We start from the raw sequence: 16162 nt of genomic DNA, 5'->3' as shown, positions 1-16162 counted from the left end.
GTTCAGGACGTGACGGTCAGTGCAGCGAGGAGGCCGGCGCCGGTGGCGACGGCCTCCTCGACCAGGACGGCGAGGTCGGCCTCGGTGACGGCGGGGTTGATCAGGCAGGCGCGGACGGCCTCCCGGCCGTCCAGCACGGTGCCGGTGACGAAGGTGCGGCCGCGTTCCTGGATCGCGGTCGGGAGCGCCTGGTTGACCTGGTTCAGCAAGGCCTCTGATGCGCCGTCAGGGGCGTAGCGGAATGCGGTGATGGAGGTCTCCACCGCCGCCAGCAGTTCCAACGCCGGTTCGGCGTCCACGAGTTCGCCGAGGCGGCGGGCCATCGCGGTGCAGTGGGCCACGCCGTGGGAGATCCCGTCGCGGCCGGAGGCGGCGATGGTGGCCCAGACCTTCAGCGAGCGGAACGGGCGGGTCTGCTCGATGCCGTACTCGGAGAACCAGCCCAGGCCGTCCGCGTTGTCGTCGCGCAGGTAGGCGGGCACCAGGCTGAAGGTGCCGCGCAGCTCCACCGGGTCGCGGACCAGCACGCAGCCGCAGTCGACCGGGACGCCGAGCCACTTGTGCGGGTCCAGCGCCAGCGATCGGCGCGGTCAAGACCGGTGTAGCGGTGCGCCGAGACCGGGTCCAGCACCCCGAAGGCCCCATAAGCGCCGTCCACATGCAGCCACAGCTCCTCGGCCGCGCAGAGGTCGGCGATCGCGGCCAGGTCGTCCACCGCGCCGGTGTTGACCGTCCCGGCGGAGGCGACGGCCAGGAACGGGTGCAGCCCGGCCGCGCGGTCGGCCCGCACCTGGTCGAGCAGCGCGACCGGGTCCAGGTGCCCGGCGGCGTCGGTGCGGACCGCGCGCAGGTTGCGGCTGCCCAGGCCGAGCAGCTCGGCGGCCTTGCGGACGCAGGAGTGGGTCTCCGCGCTGACATAGCCGACCAGCGGCGGCAGCGCGGCCACGCCCTGCTCCCGGACGTCCACGCCCAGCAGTCGGGCGGCCCGGTTGCGAGCCGATCCCAGCGCCACGATGGTCGCCATGGACGCGCCCGAGGTGAGCAGCCCGCCGCCGGGCTGGTGCGGGAATCCGGCCAGCTCGGCGATCCAGCGGACCACCGTCCGCTCCAGGTGCACGTCGACGTGGTCGCCGCCGGCCGAGCTGGGGTTCATCGCGGCGGCGGCCAGCGTCGCCAGCACCCCGGCCGGGGCGGGGGCGGCATTGACCCAGCCGAAGAAGCGGGGGTGGCCGTTGCCCATCGGATACGGCAGCACCTCGCCGCCGATGTCCGCGACCAGCTCGTCCAGACCGCGGCCGCCCCGCGGCAGCGGGAGGGTCAGCAGGCGCTCGCGGACGGCGGGGTCCATGGGCTGCCAGACCGGTCCTTCGGGGAGCGCCCCCAGGTAGTCGGCCAGCAGGTCCACGGCGGCGTGCCCCGCCGTACGGAAGTCGTTCATGGCCACGATGGTACGGGGACGCGGGGGAAGGTCCGCAGGTCAGCCTGCGGTTTCGCGGGGTTCAGGGCAGCGGGGCGGCGTCGTCGGCGCCCAGGGCGGCGAGGATCGCGGCGGCCTGGGCCGTGAGCTGCTCGGCCTCCGGGCCGCCCGCCTCCGGGCCGCCCGCCCCCGGGCCGCCCGCCTCCGGGCCGCCCGCCCCCGGTTCGCCCGCCGAGGAGGCGAGGGCGGCCAGAGTGCGCAGCGCGCGGGCCTCCTCGTAGGCGCTGCGGCGTTCGCGGGCGAGGTCGAGGGCCTGGGCCGCGTCGTCCCCGGCCTGTCGGTGCTGTCCTGCCCTGAGGTGGGTGCGGGCCCGGTCGTTGAGGAAGCCGGGCTGCTCCGGGTGGTCCTCCTCGGTGACCAGCCGGGCCACCTCCGCGTGGTGGGCGAAGGCCGCGGCCAGGTCGCCGGCGTCCCGGCCGGTCACCGCGAGTCCGTTGCAGGCGCTGACCTCCAGCTCCCGGAAGCCGATCCGCCGGGCGCTCTCCAGCGAGGCCTGGAAGCTGTCCCGGGCGGCGTCGAGATCGCCGAGCCGGTGCTGGATCGCGCCGAGGACGCCATGGGCCTTGGTCGCGCCGGCCGGGTTCACATCCGCCTCGAAGATCCGCAGGGCGGCCCTGGCCTGGTCCAGGGCCTCCGGCACCCGCCCGCGCCGGAGCAGCATCTCGGCCCGGTTCACCATGGCCACGCCGGTGCCCCGGGAGTCGTCCGCCGCCTCGAACACCGCGATGACCTCCTGGAAGGTCTCGATCGCGGTGTCCAGCTCCCACAGGTCGCCGTGGACCAGGCCCAGCGCGTTGAGGATGAAGCCCTCGTCGCTGACCGGCCCGCGCCGCAGCGCCAGCTCCCGGCCCTCGCGCAGTCGCGCCAGCGCGCCGGGCACGTCCCCGGCCCGGCGGCAGGCGGCGCCGCAGGCCAGCAGCGACCAGGCCTCGTCACCGGCGTCGCCGGTCTGCCGGGCCGCCCGCAGGGCCAGCGCGCTCATGGTGATCCACTCCTGGGTCCGGCCGTGCAGCAGGAAGAAGCGGTTGGCCTTTCTGGCCTGGGCGATGGTCCGGCGCGGTTCGCCCGCCTCCAGCGCCGCCCTGGCCGCGTCCACCAGGTTGCCCGACTCCGACTCCCACCAGGCCACGGCCTGTTCCCGGTCCGCGAACTCCGGTGCGTGGGACGGACGGTGGACCACCGGGGTGGCACTCGACCGGGCCGCCTGGTAGGGGTCGAACAGCTGGGCGGCGGAGATGGTGCAGTGCAGGTAGTAGTCGAACATCCGGTGCTGCGCGGTGTCCCGGTCGGGCACCTCCCGGCTGCGGGCGTAGTCACGGGTCAGGTCGTGCAGCCGGTAGCGGCCCGAGGCCGGGAGTTCCAGCACGTGCACATCGACCAGGTCCTCCAGCAGCTGCTCGGTCTCCTCCAGCGGGGAGTCCGCCAGCGCCGAGGCCAGATAGGCGTCGACCTCGGGCGAGGGCGCCGAGCCCAGCAGCCCGAACAGCCGGGCCGAGGGCCGGTCCAGCTGCGAGGCGGACAGGGCCAGGGCCGCGGCCACCCCGCCGTCGCCGGCGTCCAGTTCGGCCAGCCGCCGGTTCTCCCGGCGCAAGCCGGTCGACCAGCGCGACCGCGGTCCAGGCCGGGCGGTGCCGCAGCCGGGCGGCGCAGATCCGGACCGCCAGCGGCAGGTATCCGCAGAGCCGCACGATCTCTTCGACGGCCTCGCGCTCGGCCGGGTCGGTCCGTTCGCCGGCGACGGCGGTGAACAGCTCGACCGCCTCGGTCGGGGCGATCACATCCAGCGAGAGCGGGCGGACGTTGTCCAGGCCGACCATCCGCCGCCGGCTGGTCACCAGCACCGCCGCTCGCGGTCGTCCCCGGCAGCAGCGGGCCGACCTGGGCCTCGTCCACGGCGTTGTCGAGCACCACCACGGCCCGTCGGGAGACCAGTTCGGCCCGCCCACAGGGCGGCTCGCTCGTCGCTGTCCTCGGGGATCCGGCCGCTGGGCAGGCCCAGCGCGCGCAGCAGGGTCTCCAGCGCGGTGTCCGGCTGCATCGGGCCGCGGCCGGAGGTGTGCCCGTGCAGATTGAGGTAGAACCGCCCGTCCGGGTGGGTGTCCGCCATCAGGTGCGCGGTGTGGACGGCGAGGGCGGTCTTGCCGACCCCGGCCATCCCGTCCAGCACCCAGACCCCCGGTTCGGCCAGCAGCAGCCCGCACTCGGCCGACCGGCCGACGAAGCGCAGGGTGTCCCGGGGCAGGTCGTTCCTGGCCGAGCCGGCGGCGGAGCGTCCCTTGCGGGCGGCCTCCCAGAGCGGCCGGAGCAGCGCCGGGTCGCGGTCGGCCAGTCGGGCCAGGGCCTCGACCACGGGCCAGGGCGGCAGCGAGCGCCCGGTCAGGTAGCGGGACAGCGAGGAACTGCTGGCGTGGGTGTCGGCCTCCAGCTCGCGCAGGCTCCGGCCGGAGGAGGCCTGCAGCCCGCGCAGTTCGGCGGCCAGTCGACCCGACGGATCGTCGCCGACCGGTCCGGGACCGGTGGTGCTCGTGCCGACGCCGCCCATGGAGACCCCTTCTCGTACACCAGTTCCTGCACGTCCATTGCTGGACGGACCCTATATCCGTCCGTCCCCGACCTTTCGGGCGGGGCGGCTGTCCCAGATCTGTCCCACATCGCCGAAACGGCGTTGACCCGCCCCGGCCCGCGGCCCGAGGGTGGGGGCACGGCCGATCTTGCCGAGAGCAGCGGGCGGATCGCCGATCGCGGGCGGGTGGAGGCCGCCGCCCACGGGGGTGGCGGCGGCCCCACCGCGCCAGGACGTTCCAGCGTCACGTCCTGGTAGCCCCAGAAGGGGAAGAGCGGCGATTGTCAGACCCGGGTGGGAGGGTGTGACCCATGATCAGGGAGCCTACAAACTCCCTGGTCGGCCGTCGGCATGCGCCCCTACCATGGGCGGCGTCCCCCCTTTGTGCGATCAGCTGCTGATCGCCCGACCACGTGCGGCCACGACCGTGCACCCACTCCATGACACCTGAAGCACGCCCTGCCGCCACCGGCGGCGCCGAACCGTCCGCCCACACCTTCCAGGTCGATCTGCGCGGCCTGGTCGACCTGCTCTCGCACCACCTCTACTCCAGCCCGCGGGTCTACGTCCGCGAGCTGCTGCAGAACGCCGTCGACGCGATCACCGCGCGGCGGCTCGACGACGCGGACGCGCCCGCGCTGGTGCGGCTGTACGCCGGGCCCGGCGAGCTGCGGATAGAGGATTCCGGCATCGGTCTGACCGGCAGCGATGTGCACACCCTGCTGGCCACCATCGGCCGCAGCTCCAAGCGGGACGGCCTGGAGTCGGCCCGGCGCGAGTTCCTGGGCCAGTTCGGGATCGGGCTGCTGGCCTGCTTCGTGGTCGCCCAGGAGATCCGGGTGGTCACCCGCTCCGCCCGCTTCCCGCAGGAGCCGCCGGTGGAGTGGGCGGCCCGCGACGACGGCTCGTACACCGTGCGGACACTGCCCGAGGAGGCCCGCACCGAGCCCGGCACCACCGTGCACCTGGTCGCCCGGCCCGGCGCGGGGGAGTGGCTGGCCCCGGAGCGGGTGCTGGAGCTGGCCCGGGACTTCGGCTCGCTGCTGCCCTACGACGTGGCCGTGGTCGGCCCGGACGGGGTCGAGCAGCCGGTCACCGAGCTGCCGCCGGTCTGGGCCCGCCCCTACCCGACCCCGGCCGCCCGCCGGGTCGCCCTGGCCCGGCACTGCGCCGGGCTGTTCGGCTTCGAACCGCTGGACGTCATCGACCTGGACGTGCCGCTGGCCGGCATCCGCGGCGTCGGCTACATCCTGCCCGCGGCCGCCAGCCCGACCCAGCGCGGCGGGCACCGAGTCTCACTCAAGGGCATGCTGCTCACCGACCGGGCCGAGGGGCTGCTCCCTGAGTGGGCCTTCTTCGTCCGCTGCGTGCTCGACACTGACACGCTGCGGCCCACCGCCTCCCGGGAGAGCCTCTACGAGGACGAGACCCTGGCCGCGGTGCGGGAGGCGCTGGGCGGCACCGTCCGGAACTGGCTGGAGACCCTGGCCGCCGGCGACCCGGAGCGGCTCGGCCGCTTTCTGGCGGTGCATCAGCTCGGGGTCAAGTCGCTGGCCAGGCACGACCCGGAGATGCTGCGGCTGATGCTGCCCTGGCTCACCGTGGAGACCAGCGACGGGCGTACTTCGCTGGACGCCTTCGCCCGGGACCACGGCACGGTCCACCTGGCCGCCAGCGTGGAGGAGTTCCGCCAGATCGCCCCGATCGCCGCCGCCCAGGGCATCGGCGTCGTCAACGGCGGCTACACCTATGACGCCGACCTGGTGGCGCTACTGCCGCAGGTGCTGCCGGGCACGGTGGTCGCCGACCTGGACGCCGGCACGATCACCGCCAGCCTGGACCCGGTCGAGCCCGGGGTCGAGCTGGCCCTCGCCTCCTTCCTGGCCACCGCCCGCACCCGGCTGGAACCGCTCGGCTGCGACGTGGCGCTGCGCACCTTCCAACCGGTCGGCGTGCCCGCGCTGCACCTGGACGACCGCGAGGCACGGCACGAGCGCGCCCGCGCCGAGACCGAGCAGAGCTCCGACGCGCTCTGGGCCGGCATCCTCGGCTCGCTGCGCGGCAGCGCGCCCCGGGCCCGGCTGGTGCTCAACCACCACAACCCGCTGGTGCGCAGGATCGCCGCGATCGAGGACCGGGAACTGGCCGGGATCGCCGTCGAAGCCCTCTACGGGCAGGCGCTGCTGCTCTCCCGCAGGCCGCTGAGTTCAGCGGACTCGGCGCTGCTCAACCGTTCCTTCCTGGGGCTGCTGGACTGGGCCACCCATGACTCGCAGCCGAAGCGGCAGGGGGAGGTCTGACATGACCGACGACCGAATCGAGCAGATCCGGGCCGCGGTGTGGGAGAACCACCGCGCCCCCAACGGCACGGCCCGCAACGCCCGGGCCGAGGAACTGGTGGCGCAGGCCGAGGACACCGGCGACACCGCGCTGCTGCTGGAGACGCTGTCCCAGCTGATCACCGCGTACGAGTACAGCGCCGAGCGCGGCAAGATGTTCGTGCCCTTCGCCCGGATGCTGCAGATGTGGGACGAGGACCCGGGCCGCTTCGACGACCAGATGGCCTACGAGCTGTTCTGGCGCTTCAAGTGGGTCACCGGGAGCATGATCGACTACCCGGACATCCCGCTCGCCTCGATCGAGCAGTGGCTCGGCGAGATGGAGCGCCGCTACCGGCTCGCCGGATACCGCAGCCGGACGGTGCGGGCCGAGGAGTTCTTCGTCGCCTGGCATCTGGGCGACATCCCGCGGGCCGAGGCCGCCTACACCGACTGGCTGGCCGGGGACCGCGACCGGATGAGCAACTGCCACGCCTGCGAGGCCGGCAGCCAGGGCCGCTGGGAGGCCTTCCAGGGCCGCGACGAACTGGCCCTGGAGCGCTGGGCCGAGGTCCTGGCCGGGCGGCTGACCTGCGCCGAGGAGCCGCACCGGGTGCTCTCCTACGCGCTGCTGCCGCTGCTGCGGCTGGGCGGCAGCGATCCGGCCCGGATCGACCAGGCCCGGACCAACCATCTGCGCGGCTACCGGATGGCGCGGGGCAATGAGAGCCTGCTGGCCACGGTCGGCCGGCACATCGAGTTCTGCGCGCTCACCGGCAATGAGGCGCGCGGCCTGGAGATCCTGGCCGAGCACGCCCGGTACCTGGTGGCCGGCGGCAACCCGGACAGCGTGCTGTCGCTGTTGGAGGCGGCGGTGCTGCTGCTCGACCGGCTGATCGGGCTGGGCCTGGGCGAGCGGGCGACCTCGGGGCCGACGTCGGGTTCTGCTTCGGGTTCTGCTTCGGTTCCGCAGGGCGGCAGTTGGACGGTGGCCTCGTTGCGGGAGCACTGCGAGTCGTTGCGGAGTGAGTTGACCGGGCGGTTCGACCGGCGCAATGGCACGGACTCGGTCTCGGCGGACAGTGAACGGCGGATCCGGCAGCAGCCGGTGCTGGAGCGGTTGCCGCTGGGGGTGAGCGCGGTGTTGGGGGGTTCGGTGCCGGTTTCGGTCTCGCCTTCGGTTTCGGTTTCGGGGAGCGCGTCGTTCGAGGAGTTGGTGGCCGAGGCCCGGCGGCTGCGGGAGATCGGCCATCCGACGACCCGTCAGGCCTGGCTCGCGGTCGAGGCCGCGCTGGGGGACCGGGTTCCAGACGGCCTGCTGCGGGCCGAGCTCGCCACCCAGCGCGGCATTCGCGGGGCGGCCGAGGACGCGGAGGCGGCTGTGCTCTGTTTCGAGGAGGCGGCGGAGGCCTATCGGGCCATCGGTCAGGACGGTGACGCCGCAGTTGGCGAGGGGCGCGCTGCCCTCGCCACCGCCTTCGCCGGGCGGGTCGAGCAGGCCCGGGGGCGGGCCGAGACCGCGGTGGCCGCAGCCCGCGCCGCGCTGGCCGCGGGCCGGGGCAGCGCCCGCAATCTGGCGGTGGCGCAGCTCTGCCGGACCCGGGTGCTGAGCGTCCTGGTCGGCGACAGCAGCGAGCCGGGGGCCGAACAGGATCTGGCCCGGGCGGAGGTGGAGGAGGCCCTCGCCGAGACGGTCGAGGCGATCGAGGCCATCGGCCGGGCAGAGGGGGCGGGAGCGGCTGAGATCCGTTCGATGCACGGGCTGCTCGGTGATGTGCACCGGAACCGGGCCGGGCTGGCCGAGCCGGAGTTCGAGCTGATGCTGCCGGCGCTGCGTGCGAGCGCGGACGCCTATCTGCTGGCCGAGGAGCCCTGGGACGCGGCCGAGATGCTGCTCCCGCTGGCCCGGGTGCACGCCCAACTGGGCGACCTGGCCGCGGCCGAGGCCGCCGCGGAGGAGGCGCTGCGGCACGGCGAGGGCTTCCTCGGCGCCGAGGACGCCGGACGCGCCCAGCTGCTGCTGGCCGATCTGCTCAGCCATCGCGGGGCCCATGAGCAGGCGGTCCAGCATGCGCTGGAGGCCACCCGCTGGCTGGACGAGGCCGGGTTGGCCGCAGCCGAGGGCACGGCCGCCCGGCACCGGCTGGCCGGTTGCTACCAGGCCCTGGGACGGCACGCCGAGGCCGCCGAGGTGCTGCAGGCCGCCCTGCCGGACCTGATCGCCCGTGGTGAGCGGGCCGAGGTCGCGGCCCGGCGGGCGCTGGGGCAGTCGCTGGGCGAGCTGGGCGAACACGCCGAGGCGGCGGAGCAGTTCGCGCGGGCCGCGCAGATCGTCGACGGCTGGGGTGAGCCCTATCCTTCGGCGCAGCTGGCCTCCAACACCGCGGAGGCGCTGAGCGCGGCCGGTCGCGCCGAGCAGGCCGAGGCCGTGTATCTACGGGCACAGGGGCTGTGGGCGGAGGCAGGGGTGCCGGGCATGGTGGTCCGCACGCTCCGGGCCCGGGCCTGGCTGAGCTTCAGCAGGGGACGCGACGCGGACCCGGGCCGGGCGCTGATGCTGCAGGCCGAGGCCGCGGCCAGGGCCGCGATCGCCGACCCGGCGCTTCCGGTTGAGGACGCGGAGGAACTGCGCCGCGAGCAGGCCGATACCTGGCGCCAGTTGGGCGGGCTGCTCCGGGACGTGGCCGAGGACGAGGGGTGGAACGGACTCGCGATCACCCCTGAGCTGCAGGCTGCCCTTTATGAGGAGGCATGGGAGGCCTACCGCACCGCCGCCGAGGCTTTCGCCGCTTGCGCGGACCCGGGCCCGGCGCTGAGCGCCCAGGCGCGGTTGGACGCGGCCCGGATCCGGATCGAGACCGGCCGGCACGGGGTGGCTGCCGCCGAGCTCAAGCAGGTCCAGGCGCTGGCCGAGGAGGCGGGCGAGGCGCTGGCCCAGGTTGGCCAGCGAGCTGCAGCGGTACTGGCCTGGCTGGAGCAGCAGGCCGCAGCCGACTGAGCGTGGCGTGTCCGGCCCGCCCCGCGTGGGCGGGCCGGATGAGGGTGAAGCAATACGCGCGTAGACGTATGGACATGTCAAGTTAACCGGAGATGTCTTCCGTCGGTTCTACGCGCGTGGTCTTCTGGTCCCGCGTCAGTCCAGCGGGCCTGACGACCCATCAAGTCTCCCGGGAGACACCGATGACTCGTCCCTCCATACGCCGTGCCGGGATAGCCCTCGCCGTGGGCGCCGCTGCGTTCGGCGGCAGCGTCCCCGCGCACGCGGCCGGCAGCTACTCGGCGTTCGCCTTCTCGCTCAGCGGCAGCGAGCCGACGATCTACAGTTTCATCAACTCGGCGAGCAGCACGCTCGACATGACCATGTACGAGCTCAGCGACAGCACCGCGGTCGCCGACCTGGTGGCCAGGGAGAAGGCCGGCGTCACCGTCCGGGTGATCCTGGACCGCCAGGAGACCTCGACCAACGCCTCCGCCTATTCGACCCTCAAGGCGGCCGGCGTCGGTGTCGTCTACTCCTCCACCTCGTACGTCTACACCCACCAGAAGACCATCACCGTCGACGGAACCAAGTCGCTGATCCTCACCGGCAACCTCACCGCGAAGTACTACCCGACCAGCCGCGACTACGGGGTCTTCGACTCCAACGCCGCCGATGTCGCGGCGATCGAGAAGGTCTTCGCCGCCGACTACGCCCACACCGCGGTCACCCCGGGCGACGCCACCGACCTGCTGTGGTCCCCGACCGACTCCCGGAGCCGGCTGCTCACGGTGATCAACGGCGCCACGAAGACCCTGGACGTCGAGGAGGAGGAGTTCAGCGACAGCACCGTGGTGAACGCCATCGTGGCCCGGGCCAAGGCGGGGGTCACCGTGCGGGTGGTGCTGGAGAGCCCAGGCGACTACTCCTCCGAGGTCTCCAAGGTGAAGGCGGCCGGGGGCACCGTCCGCGGCTACTCCTCCAGCACCGGCTACTACATTCACGCGAAAGCGCTGGTCGCGGACTACGGCCTGTCCACGGCGAAGGTCGAGGCGGGATCGATGAACATCACCAGCAACTCGCTCAGCAACAACCGCGAGCTGGGCATCATCCTCACCGACACCGCGGTCGAATCCGTGATCGAGACCGCCTTCGCCAGCGACTACGCGGGCGGCGCGGCGGCCTGACGCCTGCTGTTCAGCCGCGTGGTTCGGTCAGGGCGATCGCGTCCGCCGGGGGTCCGGGCTTGGGGCGCCGGGGTTCGCGGTCGCCCGCCGACGGTGGGCTCCAGCCACCGGGGCCGCGGTCCTCGCGGCCGGCGCCGGCCGACCAGAAGGGCACATGGCTCGCCATGAACCGCATCGGCGCGCCCAGGGCGATCACCACCTGGCGCGCCCCGTGCGCCAGCACCCGCCGGGTGCGGCGGCGACGGCTCCCGTGACGTTCCGGACGTGATGCCATGTCAGCCTCCCTGTCTCCAGGGTGCACCAGCGATGCCGCAGGGGGAAGCGGCGTCTGCGAGGATTGGCATGTTCAAGGTGCTGATCAGCGGGAATGCGCCGAGACTGGGTTGGTTGTTCAGCGAGAGGACCGAACGTGAGCTTTGTCGCCGGGAGGGGCCCGAGCGGAGATCGGACCGCGGAGGCCGAATCTGGGCCCGTGGAACCGGGGCCCGCCGAACCGGCCAAGGCGGAAGCCGGGGCGGCGGCCGCCGGGGAGCCCGGTCGGCTGACCCGGTTCGTCCGGCGTTCGAGGATGCCGCTGCTTTCCGCCGCGACCGGGGCGCTGCCGGTGCTGATCTTCCCCACCGTCGGCTGGTGGTGGTTCGCCTATGTCTGCCTGGTGCCGCTGATGCTGGTGCTGCGGGCCGCGCCGACCGCGCGGCGGGCGATGGTGCTGGGCTGGTGGGGCGGCCTGGGCTTCCTGATCGGGGTGATGAGCTGGCTGATCCCCACCCTGAGCGTGGCGATCCTGGTCCTGGCCGGGCTGCTCGGGGCGTTCTGGGCGCCCTGGGGCTGGCTGGTCTGGCGGCTGCTGCGGGGCAGGCCGGACGCGGGACGGGCGGCCGCCGCGGTGGTCCTGGTCCCGTGCGGCTGGCTGGCGATCGAGACCATCCGCTCCTGGCAGTACCTCGGCGGCCCCTGGGGCCTGCTCGGGGCCAGCCAGTACCAGCAGCATGTGGCGCTGGTGCTGGCCTCGGTCGGCGGGGTGTGGCTGGACAGCCTGCTGATCGTCGTGGTCAACACCGCCGTGGTGGTGCTGATCGCCGCCTGGGGCCGCTCCTTCGTCGCCTACGGCACGGTCGCGGTGCTGGCGGCCGGCGCCCTCGCTGCTCTGGCCTGGGCCCCGCAGCCGCGGCTGACCGGCCGGACGGTGTCGATCGCGGTGGTCCAGCCGGGCGGCTCGGCCACGCTGGACGACCGCACCGACCGCGGCGAGGCGCTCACCCGCGGCCTGATCGGCACCCGCCCCGACCTGGTGGTCTGGGGTGAGAGCAGCCTCGGCTACGACCTGGCGACCCGTCCCGACCTGGTCGCGCAACTGGCCGGGCTGTCCTCGCAGACCGGCGCGGACCTTCTGGTCAATGTGGACGCGGCCCGGCCGAACGGGGCGATCTACAAGAGCTCGGTGCTGGTCGACCCGCAGGGGCTGACCGGGCAGCGCTACGACAAGATCCGGCTGGTCCCCTTCGGCGAGTACATCCCGATGCGGCCGGTGCTGGGCTGGATCACCTCGTTCTCCAAGGCCGCCGCGGTGGACCGGCGCCGGGGCGACACCCCGGTGGTGATGACCGTGCCGGAGCCGGGCGGCGGGACGCTGAAGATCGGGCCGCTGGTCTGCTTCGAGTCGGCCTTCCCCGACATGAGCCGGGCGCTGGTGCGGAAGGGGGCGCAGCTGGTGGTGATCCAGTCGTCCACCTCCAGCTTCCAGGACACCGCCGCGCCCGAGCAGCACGCCTCGCTCGCCGCCTTCCGGGCCGCCGAGACCGGCCGTCCGGTGGTGCAGGCGACGCTGACCGGGGTCAGCGTCGCCTATGACCCGCTGGGCCGCCGGATCGGCGAGCCGATGGGCACCGACGACCGGGGCACCACCACCTACCGGATGCCGCTGGCCACCGGCACCACCCTCTACGACCGCTGGGGCAACTGGCTGCCCTCGCTGTGCTGCCTGCTGCTGGCCGTCACCGGCGCCGGCGCCCTGCTGCTGGCCCGCCGCCGACGCGGCCACTGATGGGTGAATCAAGCGGTCGGGAGGTTTCCTGCCCGATTTCGGGCAGGAATATTGGTTTCATGAGTAGATCTGCGTAAGGTCTTCCCTCGTGTCCAGTCATGAGGACCTCCTCGACCACCTGGCGCGTACCACCGCGCTCGGTCCCAACGAGGCGGCCCGCGTCGTCGCCGACGTGCTCGCGTACTTCGCCGAGAGCACCGACGAGTACGTGCGCCGCCGCCACACCGAGCTGCAGGCGCGCGGACTGACCAATGACCGTTGTTTCGAGCGGATCGCGGCGGAACTGCGGCAACGGCGCGTGCGAGCGCCCGAGCTGTCCGCCCGCCAACTGCGTCGGCTGATCTACGGCTGACCGTTCTCCGCTCACTCCTCCTCACCCTCAAAGAAGGAGCCCCGTATGTGTGGCATCGTCGCCTATATCGGTCCCCGGGACGCCGCGCCCATCCTGCTGGAAGGACTCCAGCGGCTCGAGTACCGGGGGTACGACTCCGCCGGTGTCGCCGTCGCGGCCAAGGGCGCGCTCAAGGTGCGCAAGAGCAAGGGCCGGGTGGCCGAGCTGGCCGCGCTCGTCCCCGCGCGCTTCACCGGCAAGGCCGGCATCGGCCACACCCGCTGGGCCACCCACGGCGTGCCCAGCGACGCCAACTCGCACCCGCACCTGGACGGGGCCGAGCGGATCGCGGTGGTCCACAACGGGATCATCGAGAACGCCGACGAGCTGCGCGCCAAGCTGCAGGCCGACGGCTGCGTGTTCCAGTCCGAGACCGACACCGAGGTGCTCTCGCACCTGATCGCCGGCCTCGCCACCGAGGGGGTCGAGCTGGAGGACGCCGTGCGGGCCGCCCTCAAGCGCATCGTCGGCACCTACGGCATCGCCGTCATCGACGCCGACCAGCCGGACCGGATCGTGGTGGCCCGCAACGGCAGCCCGATCGTGCTCGGCATCGGCGAGAAGGAGATGTTCGCCGCCTCCGACGTCGCCGCCCTGGTCCGCTACACCCGCCAGGTGGTGCACCTGGACGACGGCGAGCTGGCCACCGTCCGCGCCGACGGCTTCAACACCTTCACCCAGGAGGACGCCCGCGCCACCGCGAAGCAGCCCTCCACCGTGGACTGGGAGGAGGCCTCCTACGACACCGCGGGCCACGCCCACTTCCTGGTCAAGGAGATCCACGAGCAGCCGACCTCGGTCGAGCGCACCCTCAGCGGCCGGATCGACCAGCGCTTCTCCACCGCGCACCTGGGCGGCCTCAACATGGACGCCCGGGAGGCCCGCGCCTTCCGCCGGGTGAAGATCCTCGGCTGCGGCTCGGCGTACTACTCGGGCGAGCTGGGCGCGCAGCTGATCGAGGAGCTGGCCCGGATCCCCGCCCACGCCGAGCCCGCCTCGGAGTTCCGCTACCGCAACCCGGTGATCGAGGCCGACACCCTCTACATCGCGGTCAGCCAGTCCGGCGAGACCTATGACACCCTGGCCGCGGTCCAGGAGATCAAGCGCAAGGGCGGCAAGGTGCTCGGCGTGGTCAACACTGTGGGCAGCGCCATCGCCCGCGAGTGCGACGGCGGGATGTACCTGCACGCGGGCCCGGAGATCTCGGTCGCCTCGACCAAGGCGTTCACCTCCACCGCCATCGCCTTCGCGCTGATCGCGCTGCACCTGGGCCGGGTGCACGACCTCTCCCCGGCCGACGGCCGCCGGATCTGCGCCGGGCTGAAGGCGATCCCGGACCAGATCCGGCAGATCCTGGAGCAGGAGAAGGTGATCGCCGACCTCGCGGCCAAGTACGCGGGCCACGAGGGAATGATGTTCATCGGCCGGGTGCGCGGCTACCCGGTGGCGCGCGAGGGGGCGCAGAAGCTCAAGGAGGTCTCCTACGTGCACGCGGAGGCCTACCCGGCGAGCGAGCTCAAGCACGGGCCGCTGGCGCTGATCGGCCCCGACCTGCCGACCGTGGCGATCGTCCCGGACGACGAGCTGCGGGACAAGAACCTCACCGCGATGGGCGAGATCCGGGCCCGCAGCGGCCCGGTGCTGATGGTCGGCCACACCGCGCCGGACCCCAAGCTGGCCGAGGACTGCATCCTGGTCCCGAAGAACGAGCCCGAGCTGGACCCGATCCTGCTCGGCATCCCGCTCCAGCTGTTCGCCTACTACGCGGCGGTGGCGCTGGAGCGGGACGTCGACAAGCCGCGGAACCTGGCGAAGAGCGTCACCGTCGAGTAGCGGCTGGTTCCATCGTCAGGTGGGCGGTGATCACCAGGGTGCCGTCCTCCACCTGGTAGTCCAGCGGGACGGCGAGCCGGCGCAGGGTGGCGATCATGCCGCTGTTGGACGCGGTGGTGACCGCGTAGACCTCGCCGATCCCGGCGTCCTGGGCCAGCTCCACCAGCCGGCGCACCAGCTCGGAGCCCAGGCCCCGGCGCTGCCAGGCGTCCTCGACCAGCACGGCGATCTCGGCGCTGTCGTCGTCCCACATCAGGTGGGCGAGCGCGACGAGGTCGCCGTCCGGCGTCTCCGCGGTCAGGGTCTGGCCGAAGCGGGGCTCCAGCAGGTGGCCCAGGTAGCGGTCGCTGTCGTTGACCGGGCCGTGGTAGCGGCGGCGCAGCGTCCCGGCGCTGCAGCGGTCGTGCAGGGCGACGGCGGCGGCCCGGTCGGAGGGGTCGGCGCGGCGGACGGTCAGCTCGTCCTTCGGCGCGAGGGTGAGCAGGTCGCGGGTGTCCGGGACGCGGGGTCCCAGCTGGGCGTCCAGCTCGATCAGGGCGCGGGCGCGGGCGAACTCGGTCGGCGTGAACGGGGCTCGTCCCGGGTGACCACCAGCACGCCGCCGGACGGGTCGCGCAGCCGCATGGCGCTGCCGTCCAGCTCGTCCTCGTCGATCTCGGCGGGCAGCGAGCGGATGCTGCAGCGGCCGAACAGCGCCCGCAGCGCGAGCGGCAGTTCGGCGGCGTCCAGGGCGGTGCGGGTGGCGAGGTTGAGGATCCTGGTCGGCACGTCCACCAGGTCGTGGGCGTCGGCGCGCTCCAGCCAGACCTCGGTGCCGCCGGCCGCGACCACGGCGCGGGTGATCTCCGCCGCGGCGGTGTCGGCGCGGGCCTGCACCACGAACTCGTCCACGGTGTCCTCGGCGAGCGGTGCGCCTGCATCGAGATGATGTTGACCGGCAGGTCGGCCAGCGCCCGGCACAGCCCGGCCAGGCTGCCGGGGGCGTCGGGCACGGTGGCCCGGATCCGCCACAGCGCCTGCTCCTCGATGGGCAGCGGGGCTGATCCGACCCCGCCTGAGGCCCCGCTGATGTCGCCCGGGGCGGGCCCCGGCGGGGCGTCTGGATGGCGTTGCTTCCACCAGCTGTGCCAGCCGGCCGTCGCCATCAGCGCCAGCGCCGAGGCCACCAGCAGCACCGGACCGTCATGGCCGTGCACCACGACATTGGCGATCAGATCGGCCAGAGCCACGGCCAGGAACACCGCGGAGAGCTCCACTGTGTCGCGACGCCAGTGGTGCTTCGCCTGGTGCTTGCGGTTCGTCAGGTTGTCCATGAAAGCATCCTGCCGAACCGGTGTTTCGTGATCACAAACGGATCATGACCAGAACGTTA

Annotated in this window: 9 protein-coding genes and 2 pseudogenes; 6 read left to right on the top strand and 5 right to left on the bottom strand. The window is 73.3% G+C overall.

The features are described 5' to 3' along the window. Positions 1–2 precede the first annotated feature (2 nt). From ACXKR8_RS10290 to ACXKR8_RS10280, 3 genes and pseudogenes are all read right to left on the bottom strand, one after another. Positions 3–1348, bottom strand: a pseudogene (locus ACXKR8_RS10290) (pyridoxal phosphate-dependent decarboxylase family protein). Positions 1349–1499: 151 nt separating this feature from the next. After that, a complete protein-coding gene (locus tag ACXKR8_RS10285) occupies positions 1500–3068 on the bottom strand; it encodes a tetratricopeptide repeat protein (protein ID WP_462100441.1) in 1569 nt (522 codons plus the stop codon). Between the two features lie 240 nt (positions 3069–3308). Then, positions 3309–4019 (bottom strand): helix-turn-helix domain-containing protein, encoded by a 711-nt coding sequence (locus ACXKR8_RS10280; protein WP_462100440.1) that lies wholly within the window; start codon positions 4017–4019, stop codon positions 3309–3311. Positions 4020–4480: 461 nt separating this feature from the next. On the opposite strand from ACXKR8_RS10280, the gene ACXKR8_RS10275 reads away from it, so the two are divergent. The 3 genes from ACXKR8_RS10275 (at position 4481) to ACXKR8_RS10265 (ending at position 10522) form a co-directional block, all read left to right on the top strand. Further along, positions 4481–6340, top strand: coding sequence for an HSP90 family protein (locus ACXKR8_RS10275; RefSeq protein WP_458272595.1), 1860 nt, complete (start codon positions 4481–4483; stop codon positions 6338–6340). A gap of 1 nt (position 6341) precedes the next feature. Next, a complete protein-coding gene (locus ACXKR8_RS10270) occupies positions 6342–9356 on the top strand; it encodes a tetratricopeptide repeat protein (RefSeq protein WP_458272594.1) in 3015 nt (1004 codons plus the stop codon). A 182-nt stretch (positions 9357–9538) separates the two neighbouring features. Next, positions 9539–10522 (top strand): phospholipase D-like domain-containing protein, encoded by a 984-nt coding sequence (locus tag ACXKR8_RS10265; protein ID WP_458272593.1) that lies wholly within the window; start codon positions 9539–9541, stop codon positions 10520–10522. 10 nt (positions 10523–10532) lie between these two features. On the opposite strand, the gene ACXKR8_RS10260 is transcribed toward ACXKR8_RS10265, so the two are convergent. Then, positions 10533–10796, bottom strand: coding sequence for a hypothetical protein (locus ACXKR8_RS10260; RefSeq protein WP_458272592.1), 264 nt, complete (start codon positions 10794–10796; stop codon positions 10533–10535). Positions 10797–10994: 198 nt separating this feature from the next. On the opposite strand from ACXKR8_RS10260, the gene lnt reads away from it, so the two are divergent. From lnt to glmS, 3 genes are all read left to right on the top strand, one after another. Then, positions 10995–12566 carry an apolipoprotein N-acyltransferase gene (lnt, locus tag ACXKR8_RS10255; protein WP_458272591.1) on the top strand — a complete coding sequence of 524 codons (1572 nt, stop codon included), beginning with the start codon at positions 10995–10997 and terminating at the stop codon, positions 12564–12566. Positions 12567–12654: 88 nt separating this feature from the next. Next, the gene (locus ACXKR8_RS10250) at positions 12655–12918 is read left to right on the top strand and encodes a hypothetical protein (protein WP_458272590.1); all 264 of its coding nucleotides are present in this window, start codon (positions 12655–12657) and stop codon (positions 12916–12918) included. Between the two features lie 45 nt (positions 12919–12963). Further along, complete coding sequence (gene glmS, locus ACXKR8_RS10245) at positions 12964–14790, top strand: glutamine--fructose-6-phosphate transaminase (isomerizing) (RefSeq protein WP_458272589.1); 1827 nt, start codon at positions 12964–12966, stop codon at positions 14788–14790. Here the strand turns inward: glmS and ACXKR8_RS10240 are convergent. Beyond that, positions 14777–16103 (bottom strand): annotated as a pseudogene (locus tag ACXKR8_RS10240) (GNAT family N-acetyltransferase). The gene glmS and the pseudogene ACXKR8_RS10240 overlap by 14 nt on opposite strands. Positions 16104–16162: the final 59 nt, after the last annotated feature.

This window comes from Streptacidiphilus sp. PAMC 29251 (assembly GCF_054208735.2).
This window is presented reverse-complemented; position numbering and strand designations above follow the sequence as displayed.